The following is an 18,290-nucleotide window of genomic DNA, read 5'->3' as shown; positions in this document are numbered from 1 at the left end:
CTTGCAAAGATAACCTATCAGGCTCTAATGTCTAAACATTAAAGCCTTTTTTAACCTGTTAAATAGCTTTTATATCGCAGTTTTTAGCTATTTCAGGCAGGTTTACTGTCTTTTGAGCGAATTCCTGCACTGCTTTTGAGTCCTTCAAAAAGGGTTTTCCAGATCAGATTGAAGAAAGATTTCGTTGGGTCGCGGTCTTCCCGTACCCGAAATTCATGCGCTTTTCGATCATCCACACGGTTGTGCGTGCGTAGTAATAACTGGTTGGCCAGTAAACTCAGGAGTGGCCGTTTACTGGTTGTTCCTGTCTCTTTTTCTTTCAGGAGATCAATTTTCAGGTCTTCATAGCTAAACTGAATCTTGCCGTTAGCTCCCTGATCAGATCCCTGGATGGTAAAATTCAACTGGTTGCTTTTACCACTGCGGATAGCAACCCTTGCCAGTGGCTGGATGACAGGATTCAGGGTTGTGAGTTGAAAGCTTTGGATGGAAGCATGAACCGTGAACTGACCAGTTGCTCCGGGAGGGAAATAAAACTGGGCGTTTAATGGAACCTGGTCCATCAGTTTAGCTTGCAGGTCGAGTTGAAGGCTACCCTTTGTTTCAACTCCCTTCAGTATTGGACCAGCATTGCCTGAAATGGAACCAAACCGGAGCTTACCAACATCGGTACCTTCTTTGTTTTTTTCTAAATACGTGATTGACCCATTATTAACCTGAAGTACGGGTACCTCCAGACCAAAGATCAGTTGTTGAATTAGTTGGTGCGGATTTTTACCGATTTTAGATTGGGTGGAGGGTGGTCTGCTCCGGTCATTGAATATAGTAAGGGAAGGTTCATTGAGCAGGATCATGGGGGTACGAATCATGCTGTCTTCCAGAAAGGATCTGTAATCAAGTGAATCAATTACAACTTCGGGTATGCTTAACTGGTAGATATCCATTTGTACAGGTTTTTGGGCAGCAATTGCTTCCAGTGAACTGCCCGCAGTTGGTATCAATTCAATCTTTTTAATGATTGCCTGAAAATGTTGCGCTCCATTCAGGATGAATTGTTCAGCCTTGAGTTCATATTCCTTATCCGACAGTTCCGTTCTTAGGTTTTCAATTGCTAAGCGAAAACCTGCAACTGGTAATGGATTGGATGAACTAGTGTTGAGGCTGTCGGTATGAAAACCATAGAGGTCCAGATGAACAGATTCCAGTTTGGTGATGGCTTTATTACTTGCCTGGTATTTAAGATCAAGTTGTGAAAGTTGAATGGAATCAATTTTTATTCCCTTTAATCCTTTTGGGGAGAACTTTGTTTTGGGTTTATTTATAATTGAATCATCCTTTTTTTTAGCAAATCGGATGATCTCAAACTCTCCTCCTGCGATAGTAATATTGGATAATTCAAGCAAGCTGGATTCAAGTAAGGAGCTGAGCGTAACCTGGTTGATCAGCAGGTTTTGTAACTTGAATTTGTAAACAGTACCTGCTCCTTTAATCTTGTCAGCAGGTTGAAATACTATTTCACTAACCTGGATGCTTTGTTTTTCAGGGTCAATATGGATGTCACCAATTCGAATGGAATACTGGCCACCGGTTTCCTCCTGAACCCATGTTGAAATTCGGTCTTTGATGGTTTCGGCAACATCTTTGGATTTAATCCAATAGCGAACAATACCAATTCCCAGCAATACCAGGAATAGAATAATAAGCAGGGCAATTATTGGTCGGAGGCCTAACATCCTACAGCGCCAAGTAACCAATAGAGAATTAGGAAAACTACAATTGTACCAAGGCAGCCACCGCCCCATTTATATGCACCATATCCTGCAATCAGCGTTCTAAGCCAATCTTTCATAGTAAGTCGTTTTAAGAGTGAATGAAAACTTGCTACAAAAAAACAGTGCCAGCGGGTAAGGAGTTGAATGATCTGCTTAAGTTACAAAATATAAAGAACCTGCACTGATAAAATAGGCTGTGTTTTTGACAATGCAGTATAAGAGGAAACTGTATTGTTTGCGTAAATTTGAAAACGACCATAAGCCATAGAAAATGAGGAGAAAAATCTTGGTCGCTGTTTGTAGTCTGATTGTAGCAGCGATTGCATTTACTGCCTGTCTGAATAGTGCCGAAGGAGGTCTATCTGATACAGGTAATATTAGTTATAACTATCATGTCAGGCCGATATTATCTGACAAATGTTTCAAATGTCACGGTCCGGATCAAAATAAACTGGAAGCCGGTTTACGGCTGGATCTTCCTGAGTTTGCCTTTGCTCCCCTAAAAGAAACAAAGGGAGCATATGCATTGGTGCCTGGTAAACCGGAGGAATCGGAGCTGTTCAAACGAGTAATCTCTACAGATCCCAATTATATCATGCCTACACCCGGTTCCCATCTCGGGGCGCTTTCACCTGAAGAAATTGCCGTCCTGAAAAAATGGATTGAGCAGGGCGCGGAATATGAACCCCACTGGGCTTTTGTTAAACCTGAAAAACAGGAACTTCCCAAACTGAAATCCGATCTCGCAAAAAACGAAATCGATTATTTCATTCTGGCCCGACTGAAGGAGAAAGGGCTGTCTATGAATGAAGAAGCCGATAAGGAAAGACTGCTGAAAAGAGTGAGCCTGGATTTGACCGGATTACCGCCTGATGAAGCACTGATCGATCGCTTTCTCAATGATAAATCTGAAAATGCCTACGAAAAGCTGGTAGAAACACTTTTGGCAACTCCCCAATATGGGGAAAAAATGGCCGTTCACTGGATGGATGTGGCCAGGTATGCAGACAGCTATGGTTATCAGGATGACAATATACGCACGCAATGGCCCTGGCGCGATTGGGTAATCAAAGCTTTTAATGAAAATATGCCATATGACCAGTTTGTAACCTGGCAAATGGCGGGTGATTTGTTACCTAATGCAACAAAGGAACAGGTTTTAGCTACCGCATTTTTCAGGAATCATAAATACACAGAAGAAGGTGGTGTAATCCCGGAAGAATACCGGATTGAATATGTGCTCGACAAAACCAAAACCTATACAAAAGGGCTGCTGGGACTTACGGCAGAATGTGCCCAGTGCCACGACCATAAGTACGATCCGATTTCTCAAAAGGATTATTTCAGTCTGTTTGCTTTTTTTAATAATACCTATGAAGTCGGATATGAGGGAGATGTTTCTGTTTCCAAACCTGCCAAGAATCCCATACTGACACTTTCCAATGAGGAACTTCAGTCTACACTATCGTTTATAAACCGGGAAGATACCAGTTCACTGTCTGTTTCCGTAATGGGAGAATTGGATACTATTCGGCCCACTTATGTATTAAACCGGGGCGTGTATGACCATCCAACCGAACGCGTGCAGCCAATGGCGCTACCGGTAGTTATGAAATACGATACTGTGCAATTGCCAAGAAACCGCCTTGGATTAGCAAAATGGACAGTAGATAAAAGCAATCCCCTTACTGCCCGGGTTTTCGTGAACCAGCTCTGGCAGGAGTTTTTTGGAAAGGGGCTGGTAAAAACCAGTGGAGATTTCGGAATGCAGGGTGAACTTCCCTCACATCCTGAACTGCTCGACTGGCTGGCGGTTGATTTCATGGAACATAATTGGGATATCAAATACATCATCAAAAAGATTGTGAGTTCCAATACCTATCGCCAATCTGCAAGGGTCAGTGAAAAAGCATTGGAAAAAGATCCTGAAAATATCTATTTGTCGCATGCTCCAAGAACCAGGTTAAAAGCAGAGTTTGTTCGTGACCTGGTACTATCATCCAGCGGACTGCTGGTTAAAAAAATAGGGGGACCAAGTGTTAAACCCTATCAACCCGCCGGTCTCTGGGAAAGCGCTACTTCTGGCAGGGGAGAACTGGCAACCTATAAACAGGACAAAGGCGAAAAATTATACCGCAGGGGGCTTTACACCTTCATCAAATTAACGGTACCTCCACCTTCCATGATTCTGTTTGATGCCAGTAACCGCGATCAATGTGAAGTAACCCGTTTACAAACCAATACACCGCTGCAGGCGCTGGCTATGATGAATGATCCGACTATACTGGAAGGGTCCCGGGTATTTGCACAGAAGTTAATTGGCGCTAACAAGGATGCACAAACGAATATTGAAACGGCTTTCCGTCGTATTCTTTGTCGCACTCCGGAAAAGGAAGAACTATCCATCCTTACCCGGTACCACAAAGAACAGTTGGAGCTGTTCCGGGCGGGACAGCTGGATGCAAAAGCCACCCTTAAAGTAGGTGAATACCCGCAGGATCCGAAGTTGGATCCGGTAGAACAGGCAGCCCTGATGAAGACAATCAATCTCATGTACAATATGGAAGAGGCAATCGTAAAATCGTAGTTATGGAAAAAGAATTGTATCAACATCATCTCAATATGAACCGGCGGCGTTTTTTAAGCCGCATGAGTTTGGGCATTGGTTCTGTGGCATTGGGTTCGCTGCTGATTCCCGATCTTTTTTCAGGAAAGGAAACAGAAGAAGCTGTTTTGCAAAGACTCCCACACTTTGCCCCCAAAGCCAAAAGAATCATTTATCTGTTTCAGAATGGAGCACCATCACAGCTGGATCTGTTTGACTACAAACCTATGCTGAACGAGCGTTTCGGAGAAGATCTGCCTGCCTCCATACGAATGGGGCAGCGACTCACCGGGATGACTGCAGATCAGTCGAAGTTTCCACTGGCAGGCTCCACCTTTAAGTTTGCTCAATATGGGCAGGCCCGCGCCTGGATCAGTGAGTTATTGCCGCACACTGCCGGCGTGGTGGATGATATCTGTTTTGTGAAAAGCATCTTTACAGAAGCGATTAATCATGACCCGGCGCTTACCTTTTTTCAAACTGGTGCACAAGTTGGCAACCGTCCCAGCATGGGTGCCTGGTTGAGTTATGGATTGGGTAGTGAAAATATGAACCTGCCAGCCTATTGTGTGCTTTTATCTAAAGGAAGAGGCAATGGACAGGGTGTATACTCCAAACTTTGGACCAATGGATTTCTTGATTCCGTTCACCAGGGTGTGCAGTTCAGCAGTGGTGAAAATCCGGTATTGTATCTCAACAACCAGGAAGCTATAACCAAAATGGATCGCCGTTCCATGCTGGATCAGTTGGCAGCTTTGAATAATGAAAACTTCAAAGCCTTTGGAGATCCGGAAATCAATGCCAAAGTACAGCAATATGAAATGGCTTACCGGATGCAGACCGCTGTACCGGAAGTAACTGATCTTAGTAAAGAACCCGAATCGATTGTAAAGTTATATGGTCCGGATTGCCTCGTGCCAGGAACCTATGCAGCCAACTGTTTGCTGGCGCGAAAACTTTCTGAAAACGGGGTACGCTTTGTTCAGTTGTATCATCAGGGATGGGATGGGCATGGAAACCTGCCGGGAGAAATCCGTGGACAGGCAATGGATACCGACCAGGCTTCAGCTGCATTGATTACCGATCTAAAACAACGAGGATTACTGGACGAAACCCTGGTTATTTGGGGAGGTGAATTTGGTCGCACCAATTATTGCCAGGGCCCGTTAACAAGAGACAACTATGGACGGGATCACCATCCGCGTTGTTTTACCATCTGGATGGCAGGTGGTGGAGTGAAACCTGGCGTATATGGAGAAACCGATGAATTCGGATATAACATCGTACAAAATCCTGTGCATGTGAATGATTTCCATGCAACGGTTTTACACCTGATGGGCCTGGATCATGAACGTCTAACATTTAAACACCTGGGTCGCCGCTACCGATTAACCGATGTGGCAGGAACCGTTGTAAAAGATATAATCGCCTGATGCGTACCTGGAAAACTCTCCTGTATAACCTGGCTTTTGCAGCCAATACACTCTTATTGTTTTTTGTTCTTGCTGAACAGTGGGTAGTAATTCCTTCCTGGCTCCAGGTTGCCGGAAGAATGCATCCCTTATTGCTGCACTTTCCCATTGTATTAATATTATTGTTGCTGATCCTCGAGTGGATGCCACAGGCAAGGAATAATTCGGACGGAATGGACCTGCTTTGGTTAGGTACCCTAAACCTTACCGTTTTCTCTGCCTTATTTGGTTGGATTCTATCAAGAGAAGAAGGATATGGTTCCGATGCCGTTACCCTACACAAATGGGGTGGAGTATTTCTATCGTTGTTTGCATTGGTTTGGTACCATTTACGCAAATGGATGCAATCACGGAGAATAGCATTATCTGTATCCAGTGCTTTAATGATAGTGGGATTAATCCTGACAGGTCATCAGGGAGCCGTATTAACGCATGGTGATGATTTTCTGCTGGCTCCGGTAAAAGGAACGGAAAGCAGTCCGCCTGTTGCAATTGAGGATGCAATCGTTTATGATCATGTTATCCAGCCCATCCTGGAAGCAAAATGCGTAAGCTGTCATAACAGTTCAAAGGCTAAGGGGGAACTGGTAATGGAAACTGCTGCATCATTATTGAGAGGAGGAAAAAATGGATTGCTTTGGGACACAACTGCCAAAGAATATGGACTGTTGTTACAACGCGTTCATCTACCGCTTAATCACAAGGAACACATGCCGCCAAAAGGCAAACCCCAGCTTACAGACGAAGAGATCGCCATACTGTATCACTGGATAAAATCAGGCTCCAGCATGGAGGGCAAACTGGCAGATTTACCTGAGACGGATAGTCTTCGTTTACTCACGGCTTCTTTATTTGTTAGTGGTGAAGAAGCTGTTTATACATTTTCTCCTGCGGCTGAATCAGTCATCGAAAAACTCAATTCTTACTACCGGATAGTACAACCAATTGCGGCAGAATCGCCGGCATTGGAAGTGAATTATTTTGGTGCCAGCCAGTTTAAACCGGAAGAATTAAAAGACCTGCTTCAGATAAAAGAACAACTGGTTCATTTAAACCTGAACCGGATGCCGGTAACCGATAATGACCTGGAACTGCTTAAACAGTTCCCCAACCTCCGGAACCTGAATCTTTCCTTTAGTGATATCACGGATAAAGCATTACCGGTGTTGAAACAGCTTACTTCTTTACGTGAACTGAGTTTGTCTGGTACTGCTGTTACAACTGCTGGTTTAAGCTCAAATCCAATACCTGTAAAATCCCTCTATTGCTGGAGCACGGGGGTTAAGCCCGAAGATATTCCGGCACTTCAAAAAGTGTGGGGAGACACCCGGCTGGAAACTGGTTTTGCAGGTGATACTATACGTATCCAACTGAATCCACCCATCGTGCAGAATGATGAGCAGATTTTCAGTCAGCCCTTTGAACTCAAACTCAAGCATTTTGTGCAAGGAGCAGATTTGCGGTATACCCTGGATGGTTCAGAACCCGACAGCCTGCAGTCGCCTGTTTATAAAGGTCCGGTTACCATTACCAAAACCACCCAGGTTAAAGCCCGGGCATTTAAAAAAGGCTGGATCAGCAGCGCTACGGTAAGCCGGCAGTTTTTTGGTTCAGGTGGTAAACCCGATTCCATTCGATTGCTAACAGCACCTGATCCGTCTTACAAAGGTTCCGGGGCGCAAACACTGGTTGATGAAGTCAAAGGAGACGGAAACTTCAGAAGTGGCAAATGGCTGGGTTATAAAGACAGGGACCTGGAAGTTCAGGTTGAATTCAAAGAGTCCAGAAGCCTGCGGAATTTGTCGGTAAGCACATTGGTAGGAGTGGGCAGTTATATCATGCCGCCAAAAGAAATCCAGGTTTGGGGTACCGAACAGGATGGGAAGCTGCAGTTGCTGGCTAAGGAAATACCTCGTCAACACACCATGGATACCGTGCAGTATGAGAAAATTTACACGGTTAACTTACCTGAAAAGAAATATAAACAATTGAAAATCATCGTAAAACATCTACCTCTACTGCCATCCTGGCATCCTGGTAAGGGCAGTCCAGGCTGGGTATTTGTGGATGAACTCTTCTTTGAATAACAAAACCGGGAACCCTAAAGTCCCCGGTTAGTGGCTGGTAAGCAAGTAGCAGTAAGATTTGGTCAGTTAGCAGATAACGTAATAATATCCACCTGCATAATAAGACTACCGGAGATTTTAAATTGCTGCGTGAAATTTTAAATTTTTTTTTAGACCGTCAATAAACTGCATCCGCGGATATCGCTGTTGTCGACCCGACCGAGTACTTCAAACCCTCCATCTCGGTAACATTTGCCCATATCGTCTGTAGCAATAAACGCGCAGGAATCAAGGTTGGCCAGGTCAATTATGTTAATCACTCCTGCTTTGCCTTCAAACACGGGGTGCAGAACAGGGGAGGGTAGCAGGCTGAGCGGGTCATCTTCCTCCCTGAGCATTATCTGCATCCAAACGGGACAAAAAAAACGTCCATTATCCCCGCAATAAGCCTGGGAAAGCAGTTCTGTCATGCCATATTCTGAATGAATGGCGGCTCCCGGAAAACTGGCTGCCAGTCGTTCATGAAGTGCTGCACGGGTGATTTCTTCCCTCCGGCCTTTCATTCCGCCTGTTTCCATAATGGTAACACCGGGAAGGGGAAATGAATATGCTTCTGCAAAATCCAGCAGGGCAAATGTCACCCCAAATAATAAAACTTTTTGCCGGGTTGTATGGAGACGTAGCAAGGTTTCCTTTAATTTTTCCTGGTCGTACAGGTAAAATCCGCTTTCGGGATGAGCGCTCTGTCGGATTAATTCTTCTACCATTACCACCAGGCTGGAATGCTGGCGCTCGAGATAAGAGGGGAGTAAACCAAGTATGCACCATTCGGAGGCATCTCCGTAAAACTTGTTGAAGCAGCGCGTGAAACTTTCCCGGTACAAATCAAGCGATCGTACAAAATGCCGGCTGTTGATGGTTCCTGTTGTGCCGCTGCTTTCAAACCATTCCTCCTCCTGGAAATTTCCTGTTTTTATGCTATGTGATTTAAAAAAACGAATAGGTAAAAAAGGGATTTCTTCCTTCGTTCTAACCTGGGCAGGCCTCCTGTTGATTGAGTCGCAAAACCTTTTGTACACCGGATTGTTCTCATACTGGTACTGGAAAACTTCCAGGATCAGCGCATCCTGCTGACTGGCAGGAGTTGAGAAAATTTTATGAATCAATTCACTGCGCATGTTAGGTAAATCAGCGGGTAGTTGATAAATTCGTTCACAATATAGACGCTTTATGATTAAGAAACTGGTACCTCTCTTTATACTACTGGTGACTATTGCGGCATGCAGCAAAGATAAATTTGAAACCAAACCGACGTTGACGGTTAAGAATCAGAGTAGGGTGGTGCCTGCAGACAATGAAGCGATCTTTTTTGTTACCCTGGAGTATACAGATAAAGAAGGGGATCTCTCCGGTGTTCGGGATTCCTCTATTTATTACCAGGCCGTTTTGCAGAATGTTCGTTCCGTGATTGGAGGCCCCAATTATCCGCCTGCTTTTGGTTCACTTCCTGAATTTCCTGAGAAGAGAAGTGGTGAAATTGAATTGCGTCTTGATCGGTTTGCCTACTATAAACAAATTCAAAACAACCAGGGTGGCAACGATGCCAACGACACAATCGTTTTTCGGATTGCGGTAAAAGACAGAGCGGGTAATGTTAGTGATACTGTAACTACCGAACCGATTGTACTCTTGGGGCAGTAGATTTGCAGCATGCGGAACCTCGCAGACTTTTTACTCTTCAGCGCTGTTTTCATCGGACTTTGTGCAGTTGCTCTTTGTTGGGAAACGAATTTGCTACTCGGACTAAAATCCGGTCACTGGTCGCTTTACAGTTTTGTTTTCGGAGCTACTTTATTACAATATAATCTTCACTATTTCTTCAAGAAACAACATGCTTTTCATAGTGAACGGCAGGATTGGTCGATTCGCAACCGTACCACACAAAAAATATTAATCGGGTTCGGCCTGGTACTGATTGGTATCAGTATGTTCTGGCTGGAACCCCGCCATTTTGTGGTACTTGTTGTATTGGCAGTTTTGGCCAGTCTTTATTCTTTTCCCTTGTTACCGATGGTGCGAAAGCCGTTAAAGGAATACGGATTGCTAAAGATTGTATTACTGTCGCTTGAGTGGACCCTGGTTACTGTGTGGTTCCCGGCAGATCAACAGGGAGTGGATATGACAAGTTACTGGTTGGTTTTTTTTAGACGTTTCCTGTTTATGTTTGTGCTTTGCCTCTTGTTTGACCTCAGAGATATGAAGTTGGACGCAGCAAATGGAATCCGGACTCTTCCGGTTCGGCTCGGAACCAAAGCTACCTACCAATTGGCTGATGGTTTATTGGTTCTCTTTCTGGTTATTTCCCTCTGGCAATTATTTCGTACGGGCAATTATCCGTTTTTTCATGCGATGCTTTTATCGGCAGCGTTGACCCGATTTGTGATCCAACAAACTAAAAAAATGAACAACGATTATATTTACCTCGCCGGTATTGACGGTATGATGCTGGTACAGGCAATCCTGGTAGGACTTGGAACGCTGTAGATAGTATATTTGAGAACTTAAATCAATGGTCCCATGGCAAAAGCAAAAAAAGAAAAGAAGCCCGAATCGATTCTTACCGAAAATTCGCATGCGTTCATGCGGAATTATCTGAATACACCTTCTCCGGTTGGTTTTGAGGCGGAGGGACAAAAAGTTTGGCTGGAATATATCAAACCATTTGTTGATACGTATTTTGTAGATCCTTACGGAACTGCCGTTGGCGTAGTGAATCCGGATGCACCCTTTAAAGTTGTAATTGAAGCACATGCGGATGAGATCAGCTGGTTTGTCAACTATATCAACCCTGAAGGTTTGTTATATCTTAAACGCAACGGTGGGGTTGATCACCAGATCGCTCCTTCACAGCGTGTTTTCATTCATGGTAAAAAGGGGCCGGTGAAAGCCGTATTCGGATGGCCGGCTATTCATACCCGTTTGTCTAATCCCGATCAGAAAGAACCTGTAGCAAAAGTGGATAACCTCTTCCTGGATTGCGGGGCGAGATCTAAAAAAGAAGTTGAAGAACTGGGAATCCATGTAGGGGCTGTTGTAACCTACCAGGATGGTTTTGATGAACTGGCCAATGGGTATTATGTAGCACGCGCTTTTGATAACCGCATTGGCGGGGTGATGATTGCTGAAGTGGCCAGACTGCTGAAAGAAAATAAAAAGAAACTTCCTTATGGACTGTATGTGGTAAATGCCGTGCAGGAAGAGATTGGGTTACGGGGTGCTGAAATGATCGCGCGCAGGATCAAACCCAATATTGCCATTATTACAGATGTGACCCATGATACTTCCACACCCATGATCAGTAAAGCCATTGAAGGGGATGTGGTTTGTGGTAAAGGTCCTTCACCAACTTTCGGTCCGGCTGTTCATAATAAATTATTGTACCTCGTGCAGGAGGTGGCTGAGAAATCAGGTATCCCCCTGCAGATGCGCACCGTAAGCAGAAGTACCGGGACCGATACCGATTCCTTTGCCTATGCGAATGACGGTTGTCCATCGGTGTTAATTTCCATCCCATTGAGGTACATGCATACCACTGTGGAAATGCTTCACAAGAATGATATTGAGCAAACTATACGGTTGATGTATGAAACATTACTGACGCTTAGCCCGAAGACGAATCTGAGCTATTTGTAAGTGAGATGTCTCACTTCTCACGTCTCACATCTCACGTCATAACTCATAATTCAAACTTACCTGATGGTATCCCTTTACATTCGTATAAAACGACCGGGCATAACGAAATTGGAAACGGTTGAGAAGGAGGCCTGCTCCAAAGGAGAAGCCGGTAAATCCATTGCTGGTATTGGCTATCGATAATTCTCTTCGGCGCAAATGGTTATAACCGATTCCCAATTCAATTTTATCCCCGATAAATGCCTGAGCACCCAATACTACATGCTGAAAAATTTGGTCGGCAGTTGATATGGTACTATCTGGTTTATAAAGTATCAACCGGTGTAAATCACGCAGGGTAACTGAAAATTGAAGAGGTGCCTTCGCCAGCCGTTTGGTAATACCTGCCTGCAGTTCAAAAGGAAGGTTTTCCGTTTGGCCGGGTACAAAACTACTCAATTGCACGCCCATGTGTTTCATAACCAATCCTGCCTGGAATTGGCGCGCACTATCGTAATAATTCATGCCCATTGTAATTGCCATGCCGCTTGACCGGTAAGCGCCATAATTCGACTGAATAAACTGTAACGAACCTCCGTAATACCATTTGTCGAGATAGCGCCTGGAGGCCGTCAATTGTACCTGGTAATCGCGGGGATTAAAATTACCCAACTCGTTGCCAGAAGGATCGGTTTGCGGAATGGATCCATACCCTATGTATTGCACCTGTGCGGCTAAACTCGTGGCAATTTTTTCCTTGTAAACAGCTGCCGATAAATAGTATTGTTTGATGCCTGCCGGCATTGGAGTAAAACTGAGCGAAAACTGGCTGTGGTGCGTGGGACGAAGGAGTGCAGGGTTTTGGTTTATAATGCCCAGGTCGCGACTAATCAGGCTGGTAGTTTCTCCACCAACAGAACTTTGCTGCGCTCCGGTTGGCAAACGAAGAAAACTAAAGATGGATTGACCTCCGGCAGTTTGTGCCTGTACTGTAAAACAGACCCCAAATAAACAAGTGGCAGATAAGAAAATGATAAGAGATTTCAGCAATTGCATTCAGCTAGCCGGGTTGAGCAGGTAAAATAAAGAAAATCCCCCATTGACATGGGGGATCATTAACCCTAAAACAACCAACATGAAAAATTTCAATCGTATTAATTACAATGAACTCGTTGGATTGTTTATTAAAATTATTGTAAAGCCAGGTCTAAAACCTGTTGCATTTGTTTTACATAATGGAAGTTTAATCCTTTGATAAAATTGGGGTCGATTTCTTCCACATCTTTTTCATTTTGCCAGCAAAGAATAATGTCTTTTAATCCGGCCCTTTTTGCCGCCAGTACTTTTTCTTTGATTCCACCAACGGGTAATACCTGTCCCCGTAAGGTAATCTCACCTGTCATCGCCAGGTAAGGTTTTACTTTCCTTCCGGTAAAGGCGGAGGTTAAGGCCGTTAACATGGTAACGCCGGCACTTGGACCATCTTTCGGTACGGCACCTTCAGGAACGTGAATATGAATATTTCTTTTTTGAAACAATTCAGGATCAATACCCAGTTTTTTAGCATTGGCCTGCAGATAAGTAAGGGCCGTTGAAGCACTTTCTTTCATAACATTTCCAAGGTTTCCTGTCAACCTCAGTTCTCCCTTTCCATCACTCAGGGTTGTTTCTATAAATAGAATGTCACCTCCAACATAGGTCCATGCGAGTCCAACAGCTACTCCCGGCATGTTAGCCGTTTTGTATATTTCATTACTGTAGCGGGGTTTACCCAAAATTTCTGTGATATCTGCCACGGTAAGGGTTGGTTTCGCTTTTCCATGCATGGCCACTTCTTTTGCCACATTCCGCATAATGGCAGCCAGCTGGCGATCCAGCTCACGCACACCACTTTCCCTGGTATAATCTTCTACCACTTTTTCCAGTACCTTATCACTGATGCGAATGGATACTTTACCCAGTCCATGCGCTTCTTTCTGCTTGGGGATTAGATGTCTTTTGGCAATCTCCACTTTTTCTTCTACCGCATATCCGCTCAGGTCAATAATTTCCAGGCGGTCTCTGAGCGCTGGCTGGATGTTGTTTATATTGTTAGCAGTAGCTATAAAGAGTACTTTACTTAAGTCGTACTCCAGCTCCAGGTAATTATCGTAGAACGTATGGTTTTGCTCCGGATCCAGCACTTCCAGCAGGGCAGAAGAGGGGTCTCCCCGGTGATCGGCTCCCACTTTATCGATCTCATCCAGGATCATTACCGGGTTGGAGGATTTTACTTTTCGAACAGATTGCAGAATTCGACCAGGCATTGCGCCGATATAGGTTTTTCGGTGTCCCCTTATTTCACTCTCATCATGTAAACCACCCAGGGCCAGGCGAACATATTTCCGTCCGATGGCGCTGGCAATACTTCTGCCAAGCGATGTTTTACCAATTCCCGGTGGGCCAACGAAACAGAGTATCGGACTTTTCATATCACCCTTCAGTTTCAGCACTGCGATGTACTCAATAATTCGTTCCTTGATCTTGTCCATACCATAATGATCATGATCGAGCACTTTTTTCGCATGTTGCAGGTCGTAAGCATCCTCCGTATATTCTTCCCAGGGAAGATCCAGCATCAGGTCGAGGTGGTTGTATACGATGGAATAATCCGGAGTGGAGGGGTGCATACGTTCCAGTTTCTCAATCCCTTTCTGGAACATTTCTGCGGCGGCTTTTGGCCATTTTTTCTGTTCCGCCTTTTTCCGCATTTCTTTTATCTCCAGCTCGTTGCTGTCGCCACCCAATTCTTCCTTGATGCTCTTCATTTGTTGCTGCAGAAAATATTCCCGCTGCTGCTTGTCAAGCTCTGTTTTGGTTTTATTGGTAAGTTTATTCTTCAGCTCAGCGAACTGTAATTCCCGCTGCAGGAGTTGCATAAGAATATCCGCTCTTTCCCCGATATCGTTGGACTGCAGGATTTTTTGTTTCTCATGTAATTCGGTATTCAGGTTGCTGGATACAAAATGGATCAGGAATGCAGGGTTCTCAATATTTTTCAGAATGATGGCCGCCTCTGATGGAATATTCGGAGAAAGCTGGATAATCTGCGTAGCAAGGTCCTTTATATTAGCCACATACGCCGCAAACTGATCGTCTGCCGGGGCTTCACCTTCCTCCAGGAGTGTTACTTTGGCTCTGAAATAGGGTTCTTCGGTAGTGAAACTTTCCAGTTTGAACCGACGTTTACCCTGGATAATGACCGTGGTGCCACCATCTGGCATTTTGATCAGTTTCACAATTTTAGCCACCGTTCCGATTGCTTCCAGGTCGTTTTGTTTGGGATCCTCCACATTGCTGTCCTTCTGAGCCAGCACCCCTACCAGTTTATCTGCCTTATAGGCATCGTTTACAGCTTTGATACTTTTATCGCGACCCACCGTAATTGGTAGTACCACACCAGGAAAGAGTACCGTATTACGCAGGGGAAGAATAGGCAAGTCCCCTGTAATTTCCAGTGTGGATCCATCATCGCTTTCATGCTCGTTCAGGGGAATTATGGGGATAAAGTCCATTTCGTCTTCCGGCCTAAAGAAAAAGTTCCGTTCGTTCATATTCGTCTGTTGTTGTGACAAAATAACACATACTGCCTGTTTTACATAGGGCAGTTGCGGATTATTCGATAGGTCAACTATGGTGCCATGCCAGGATTTCTACACAAATTGGCGGACGGGACTCTTAAAAATGACATATAGTTAGGGGAGAGGCGCCGGCTACGGGACTGCAATCCTTATATTTGCGCCCCGTAGGTACAGCAAAAAACTGCGGAAAAATTCGATATGTCAGCATTGATGGACCAGTTAAAAGAGACAGTCGCATATATACAGGGGCAATGCTCCGTTCGGCCGGAAGTTGGTATTGTGTTGGGTAGCGGCCTGGGTAACCTGGTGGCAGAACTAAAAGTGGAGAAAGAAATTTCATACCAGGAACTGCCACATTTCCCGGTTTCAACGGTAGAAGGGCATAGCGGCAAATTGATTTTTGGTCAGCTTGGAAATACAAAAGTACTGGCCATGTCGGGCCGGTTTCATTACTATGAAGGGTATACTGCCAGTGAGGTGGCCTATCCGATCCGCGTAATGAAACTGCTGGGAGTACACACCTTACTACTGAGTAATGCTGCGGGAGGAATGAATCCGGCATTTAATGTGGGCGATCTCATGATCATCCGCGATCAGATCAGTTTATTTGCTGTTAATCCCCTCATCGGGAAAAACGAAGCGGAATTGGGGCCACGATTTCCTGATATGAGTGAACCCTACAACAAACAGGTGATTGTAAAAGCGCAGGAAATTGCGGCACGTTTAGGTATACTGGTACACCAGGGTGTATACGTAGGGGTTACCGGTCCTACATTCGAAACCCGGGCAGAATACAAAATGCTGCACCTGATTGGGGCGGATGCGGTTGGCATGAGTACCGTACAGGAAGTGATTGTTGCCCGCCATATGGATATGCAGGTATTCGCCATCAGTGTAATTACGGACCTGGGAATCCGGGAGGAAGAAAATATTATTACGCATCAGGAAGTGCTAGAAGCCGCTGCGGCAGCTGAGCCCAAACTGACCGCCATCTTTAAGGAACTGGTTCAAGTGATCTGATGCGTTTACGTTTAGTTTATAGCATGCTCTTTTTTTGTTTGCTGGGTATCGTGGATGCCTATGCGCAAAATCCCATGCGGCGGTTGCCGGGTATGGGAGGCGGGGGTATGCGGGGAGGGTCAACCACGCAGGATAGCTTAAAAAGACGGGATAGTAATGAAGATTCCATCACCATTTGGTTTCGCTATCTCGATACCTCAACCGTCCAACGGCTTGATTCTTCCATTGTTGATTTTTATAAAAGATTCCCGGTTCCAGCCAATCATGTGTACCTGGGTAATCTCGGACTGGCAGCCAGGCCACTGGGATTTAATCCTATTCTGAAAAGTGGCTGGGATCCCGGTTTTCATGCATTTGATCCATATAAACTGCGACTGGATCAGGTGCGATTTTTTCAGACGACCCGGCCTTATTCTGAACTGGGTTATCTGCTGGGAAGTAATGCTGAACAGATCATCAATGTAATGCATACCCAGAATATTAAACCCAACTGGAATTTCGCATTTCAGTACAACCTGGTTAACAGTTTGGGAATGTTCAAAAATCAATCGACTAACCATAGCCGTTATCTTTTCAACTCGGATTATACATCTCCTAATAAACGATATCATCTCTATTTGATAGCACTCTCCAATTCTATGCAGGCCAATGAAAACGGCGGTCTGCAGGATGATTACGACTACATGGGTGACCTGGTAAGTTACCAGGAACGCAGTGCGATACCTGTACAATTAGGCGATTATGTTCCTTATCGCCGAAATGTCTTAAACAGTGCGCTGAATACGGGAAGCCGGCAACGAACTACCACTTATTTGTTGAGGCAACAGTATGACCTTGGAAGGAAAGACAGCATCGTTACTGACTCATCTGTAATACCCCTGTTTTATCCAAAGCTCCGGATTGAATACAACCTGCAATACAACCGGCATCGGTACCGGTATTTTGACCGGCAACCCCAGGATAGTTTTTATATCAAAAACTATGATTTCCTGTTGCGGCCAGCCAATGACTTTACAATAGAAGAGTCCTGGAATGATGTGATCAATGATTTTTCGTTGTACAGTTTTCCGGATGAAAAAAATGCCCGCCAGTTTTTGAAAGCTGGCATATCCCTTCAAAATATGACGGGAATTTTTACTGATGGGAAACGAACCTTTTATAATTTATTTATTCATGGCGAATACCGGAATAAAACACGGAACCAGAAATGGGACCTTGAAGCCAATGGTAAATTTTATCTGGCTGGTTATAACAACGCCGATTTTGATCTGAATGCAAGTATCAAAAGATACATCAGTAAACAGTTGGGATATATCCAGGCAGGCTTTCAGAATGTGAACCGGACGCCTTCCTATATTTTCGAACCCGGCAGCAGCTTCAGCCTGATTGGGCTTTTATCCCTCAATAAAGAAAATATTACCCGGATATACGGTTCATTGGATAATCCGTTAAAACGCTGGAACTTATCAGCCAGTTATTACCTGGTGAGTAATTTCTCCTATTTCACCGATTTTTATAAACCCGCTCAGGCATCGGCACTCTTCAATGTGCTGGAAGTTAGCGCGGAGAAGAATTTTAAAGTGGGGCGTCGCTGGAACTGGATGGCCCGAGTACAATTGCAACAAAGAGCAGGAGATGGACCAGTGAATATGCCTCTATTGTTTACCCACCATCGGTTTGGTTATGAAGGCACACTGGGTTTTAAAAACCTTCGATTGGCAGCGGGAATAGAGGGTAAGTATCATACTGCCTACAAAGCTGATTTTTATTCTCCCCTTTTAACCCGGTTTTATTTCCAGGATACTGCTACTCTCCGGTTGAATTTCCCGGATATCGCAGCTTATGTGCATTTCCGGATCAGAAGTTTCGCGGCCTATGTAAGGGCAGAAAATCTGAATACGGCCGTATCAAGGGATGGTGTTTTCGGGTTTTACAACAATAACCTGGCAGCACCCAACTATCCCTACCAGGGGCTGATGATCCGCGTTGGCATTTACTGGAGTTTCGTAAACTGACGAAAATCAGGTGATTTTAACAGTGCCTGATTATGAAATCTTAAAAAA

13 protein-coding genes are annotated in these 18,290 nt (G+C 44.6%); 8 read left to right on the top strand and 5 right to left on the bottom strand.

Features of this window, described 5'->3' with window-relative positions; all coding sequences use genetic code 11:
* Window positions 1-92: 92 nt before the first annotated feature.
* Both MD536_RS06480 and MD536_RS21925 read right to left on the bottom strand, forming a co-directional pair.
* On the bottom strand, window positions 93-1,733 hold the full coding sequence (locus MD536_RS06480) for a hypothetical protein (protein ID WP_239596905.1): 1,641 nt from the start codon (window positions 1,731-1,733) through the stop codon (window positions 93-95).
* The gene (locus MD536_RS21925) at window positions 1,727-1,849 is read right to left on the bottom strand and encodes a hypothetical protein (RefSeq protein ID WP_255722956.1); all 123 of its coding nucleotides are present in this window, start codon (window positions 1,847-1,849) and stop codon (window positions 1,727-1,729) included. The genes MD536_RS06480 and MD536_RS21925 overlap by 7 nt, the downstream gene beginning before the upstream one ends.
* Window positions 1,850-2,043: 194 nt before the next feature.
* Between MD536_RS21925 and MD536_RS06475 the strand changes: the two genes are divergently transcribed.
* From MD536_RS06475 to MD536_RS06465, 3 genes are read left to right on the top strand one after another with little or no spacing between them, the layout of a single operon-like run.
* Window positions 2,044-4,359 (top strand): PSD1 and planctomycete cytochrome C domain-containing protein, encoded by a 2,316-nt coding sequence (locus MD536_RS06475; protein WP_239596903.1) that lies wholly within the window; start codon window positions 2,044-2,046, stop codon window positions 4,357-4,359.
* A gap of 2 nt (window positions 4,360-4,361) precedes the next feature.
* Window positions 4,362-5,810 (top strand): DUF1501 domain-containing protein, encoded by a 1,449-nt coding sequence (locus tag MD536_RS06470; RefSeq protein ID WP_239596901.1) that lies wholly within the window; start codon window positions 4,362-4,364, stop codon window positions 5,808-5,810.
* Window positions 5,810-7,936: an FN3 associated domain-containing protein gene (locus tag MD536_RS06465; RefSeq protein WP_239596898.1), complete on the top strand. Its 2,127-nt coding sequence runs from the start codon at window positions 5,810-5,812 to the stop codon at window positions 7,934-7,936. The genes MD536_RS06470 and MD536_RS06465 overlap by 1 nt, the downstream gene beginning before the upstream one ends.
* A gap of 149 nt (window positions 7,937-8,085) precedes the next feature.
* Here MD536_RS06465 and MD536_RS06460 read toward each other — a convergent pair whose 3' ends face one another.
* The gene (locus MD536_RS06460; RefSeq protein WP_239596897.1) at window positions 8,086-9,093 is read right to left on the bottom strand and encodes a LuxE/PaaK family acyltransferase; all 1,008 of its coding nucleotides are present in this window, start codon (window positions 9,091-9,093) and stop codon (window positions 8,086-8,088) included.
* A gap of 52 nt (window positions 9,094-9,145) precedes the next feature.
* Here MD536_RS06460 and MD536_RS06455 point away from each other — a divergent pair, with 52 nt between their 5' ends.
* From MD536_RS06455 to MD536_RS06445, 3 genes are read left to right on the top strand one after another with little or no spacing between them, the layout of a single operon-like run.
* Window positions 9,146-9,616, top strand: coding sequence for a hypothetical protein (locus tag MD536_RS06455; RefSeq protein ID WP_239596895.1), 471 nt, complete (start codon window positions 9,146-9,148; stop codon window positions 9,614-9,616).
* A gap of 9 nt (window positions 9,617-9,625) precedes the next feature.
* Window positions 9,626-10,459: a UbiA family prenyltransferase gene (locus tag MD536_RS06450; RefSeq protein WP_239596893.1), complete on the top strand. Its 834-nt coding sequence runs from the start codon at window positions 9,626-9,628 to the stop codon at window positions 10,457-10,459.
* Window positions 10,460-10,492: 33 nt separating this feature from the next.
* The gene (locus tag MD536_RS06445; RefSeq protein ID WP_239596884.1) at window positions 10,493-11,608 is read left to right on the top strand and encodes a M42 family metallopeptidase; all 1,116 of its coding nucleotides are present in this window, start codon (window positions 10,493-10,495) and stop codon (window positions 11,606-11,608) included.
* A gap of 36 nt (window positions 11,609-11,644) precedes the next feature.
* On the opposite strand, the gene porQ is transcribed toward MD536_RS06445, so the two are convergent.
* Both porQ and lon read right to left on the bottom strand, forming a co-directional pair.
* On the bottom strand, window positions 11,645-12,643 hold the full coding sequence (gene porQ, locus MD536_RS06440) for a type IX secretion system protein PorQ (protein ID WP_239596883.1): 999 nt from the start codon (window positions 12,641-12,643) through the stop codon (window positions 11,645-11,647).
* Window positions 12,644-12,777: 134 nt separating this feature from the next.
* Window positions 12,778-15,180: an endopeptidase La gene (lon, locus tag MD536_RS06435; protein ID WP_239596881.1), complete on the bottom strand. Its 2,403-nt coding sequence runs from the start codon at window positions 15,178-15,180 to the stop codon at window positions 12,778-12,780.
* A 225-nt stretch (window positions 15,181-15,405) separates the two neighbouring features.
* Here lon and MD536_RS06430 point away from each other — a divergent pair, with 225 nt between their 5' ends.
* Complete coding sequence (locus MD536_RS06430) at window positions 15,406-16,227, top strand: purine-nucleoside phosphorylase (protein WP_239596879.1); 822 nt, start codon at window positions 15,406-15,408, stop codon at window positions 16,225-16,227.
* Window positions 16,227-18,242: a putative porin gene (locus tag MD536_RS06425; protein ID WP_239596878.1), complete on the top strand. Its 2,016-nt coding sequence runs from the start codon at window positions 16,227-16,229 to the stop codon at window positions 18,240-18,242. The genes MD536_RS06430 and MD536_RS06425 overlap by 1 nt, the downstream gene beginning before the upstream one ends.
* Window positions 18,243-18,290 lie beyond the last annotated feature (48 nt).

It is taken from the genome of Flavihumibacter cheonanensis (assembly GCF_022352215.1).
Classification (GTDB): domain Bacteria; phylum Bacteroidota; class Bacteroidia; order Chitinophagales; family Chitinophagaceae; genus Flavihumibacter; species Flavihumibacter cheonanensis.
This window is presented reverse-complemented; position numbering and strand designations above follow the sequence as displayed.

Coding starts and splice junctions, on each gene's coding strand:
- MD536_RS06470 (WP_239596901.1), top strand. CDS start 4,362: ATGGAAAAAGAATTGTATCAACATCATCTCAATATGAACCGGCGGCGT.
- MD536_RS21925 (WP_255722956.1), bottom strand. CDS start 1,849: ATGAAAGATTGGCTTAGAACGCTGATTGCAGGATATGGTGCATATAAA.
- MD536_RS06425 (WP_239596878.1), top strand. CDS start 16,227: ATGCGTTTACGTTTAGTTTATAGCATGCTCTTTTTTTGTTTGCTGGGT.
- MD536_RS06445 (WP_239596884.1), top strand. CDS start 10,493: ATGGCAAAAGCAAAAAAAGAAAAGAAGCCCGAATCGATTCTTACCGAA.
- MD536_RS06460 (WP_239596897.1), bottom strand. CDS start 9,093: ATGCGCAGTGAATTGATTCATAAAATTTTCTCAACTCCTGCCAGTCAG.
- lon (WP_239596881.1), bottom strand. CDS start 15,180: ATGAACGAACGGAACTTTTTCTTTAGGCCGGAAGACGAAATGGACTTT.
- MD536_RS06430 (WP_239596879.1), top strand. CDS start 15,406: ATGTCAGCATTGATGGACCAGTTAAAAGAGACAGTCGCATATATACAG.
- MD536_RS06465 (WP_239596898.1), top strand. CDS start 5,810: ATGCGTACCTGGAAAACTCTCCTGTATAACCTGGCTTTTGCAGCCAAT.
- MD536_RS06450 (WP_239596893.1), top strand. CDS start 9,626: ATGCGGAACCTCGCAGACTTTTTACTCTTCAGCGCTGTTTTCATCGGA.
- MD536_RS06480 (WP_239596905.1), bottom strand. CDS start 1,733: ATGTTAGGCCTCCGACCAATAATTGCCCTGCTTATTATTCTATTCCTG.
- porQ (WP_239596883.1), bottom strand. CDS start 12,643: ATGCAATTGCTGAAATCTCTTATCATTTTCTTATCTGCCACTTGTTTA.
- MD536_RS06475 (WP_239596903.1), top strand. CDS start 2,044: ATGAGGAGAAAAATCTTGGTCGCTGTTTGTAGTCTGATTGTAGCAGCG.
- MD536_RS06455 (WP_239596895.1), top strand. CDS start 9,146: ATGATTAAGAAACTGGTACCTCTCTTTATACTACTGGTGACTATTGCG.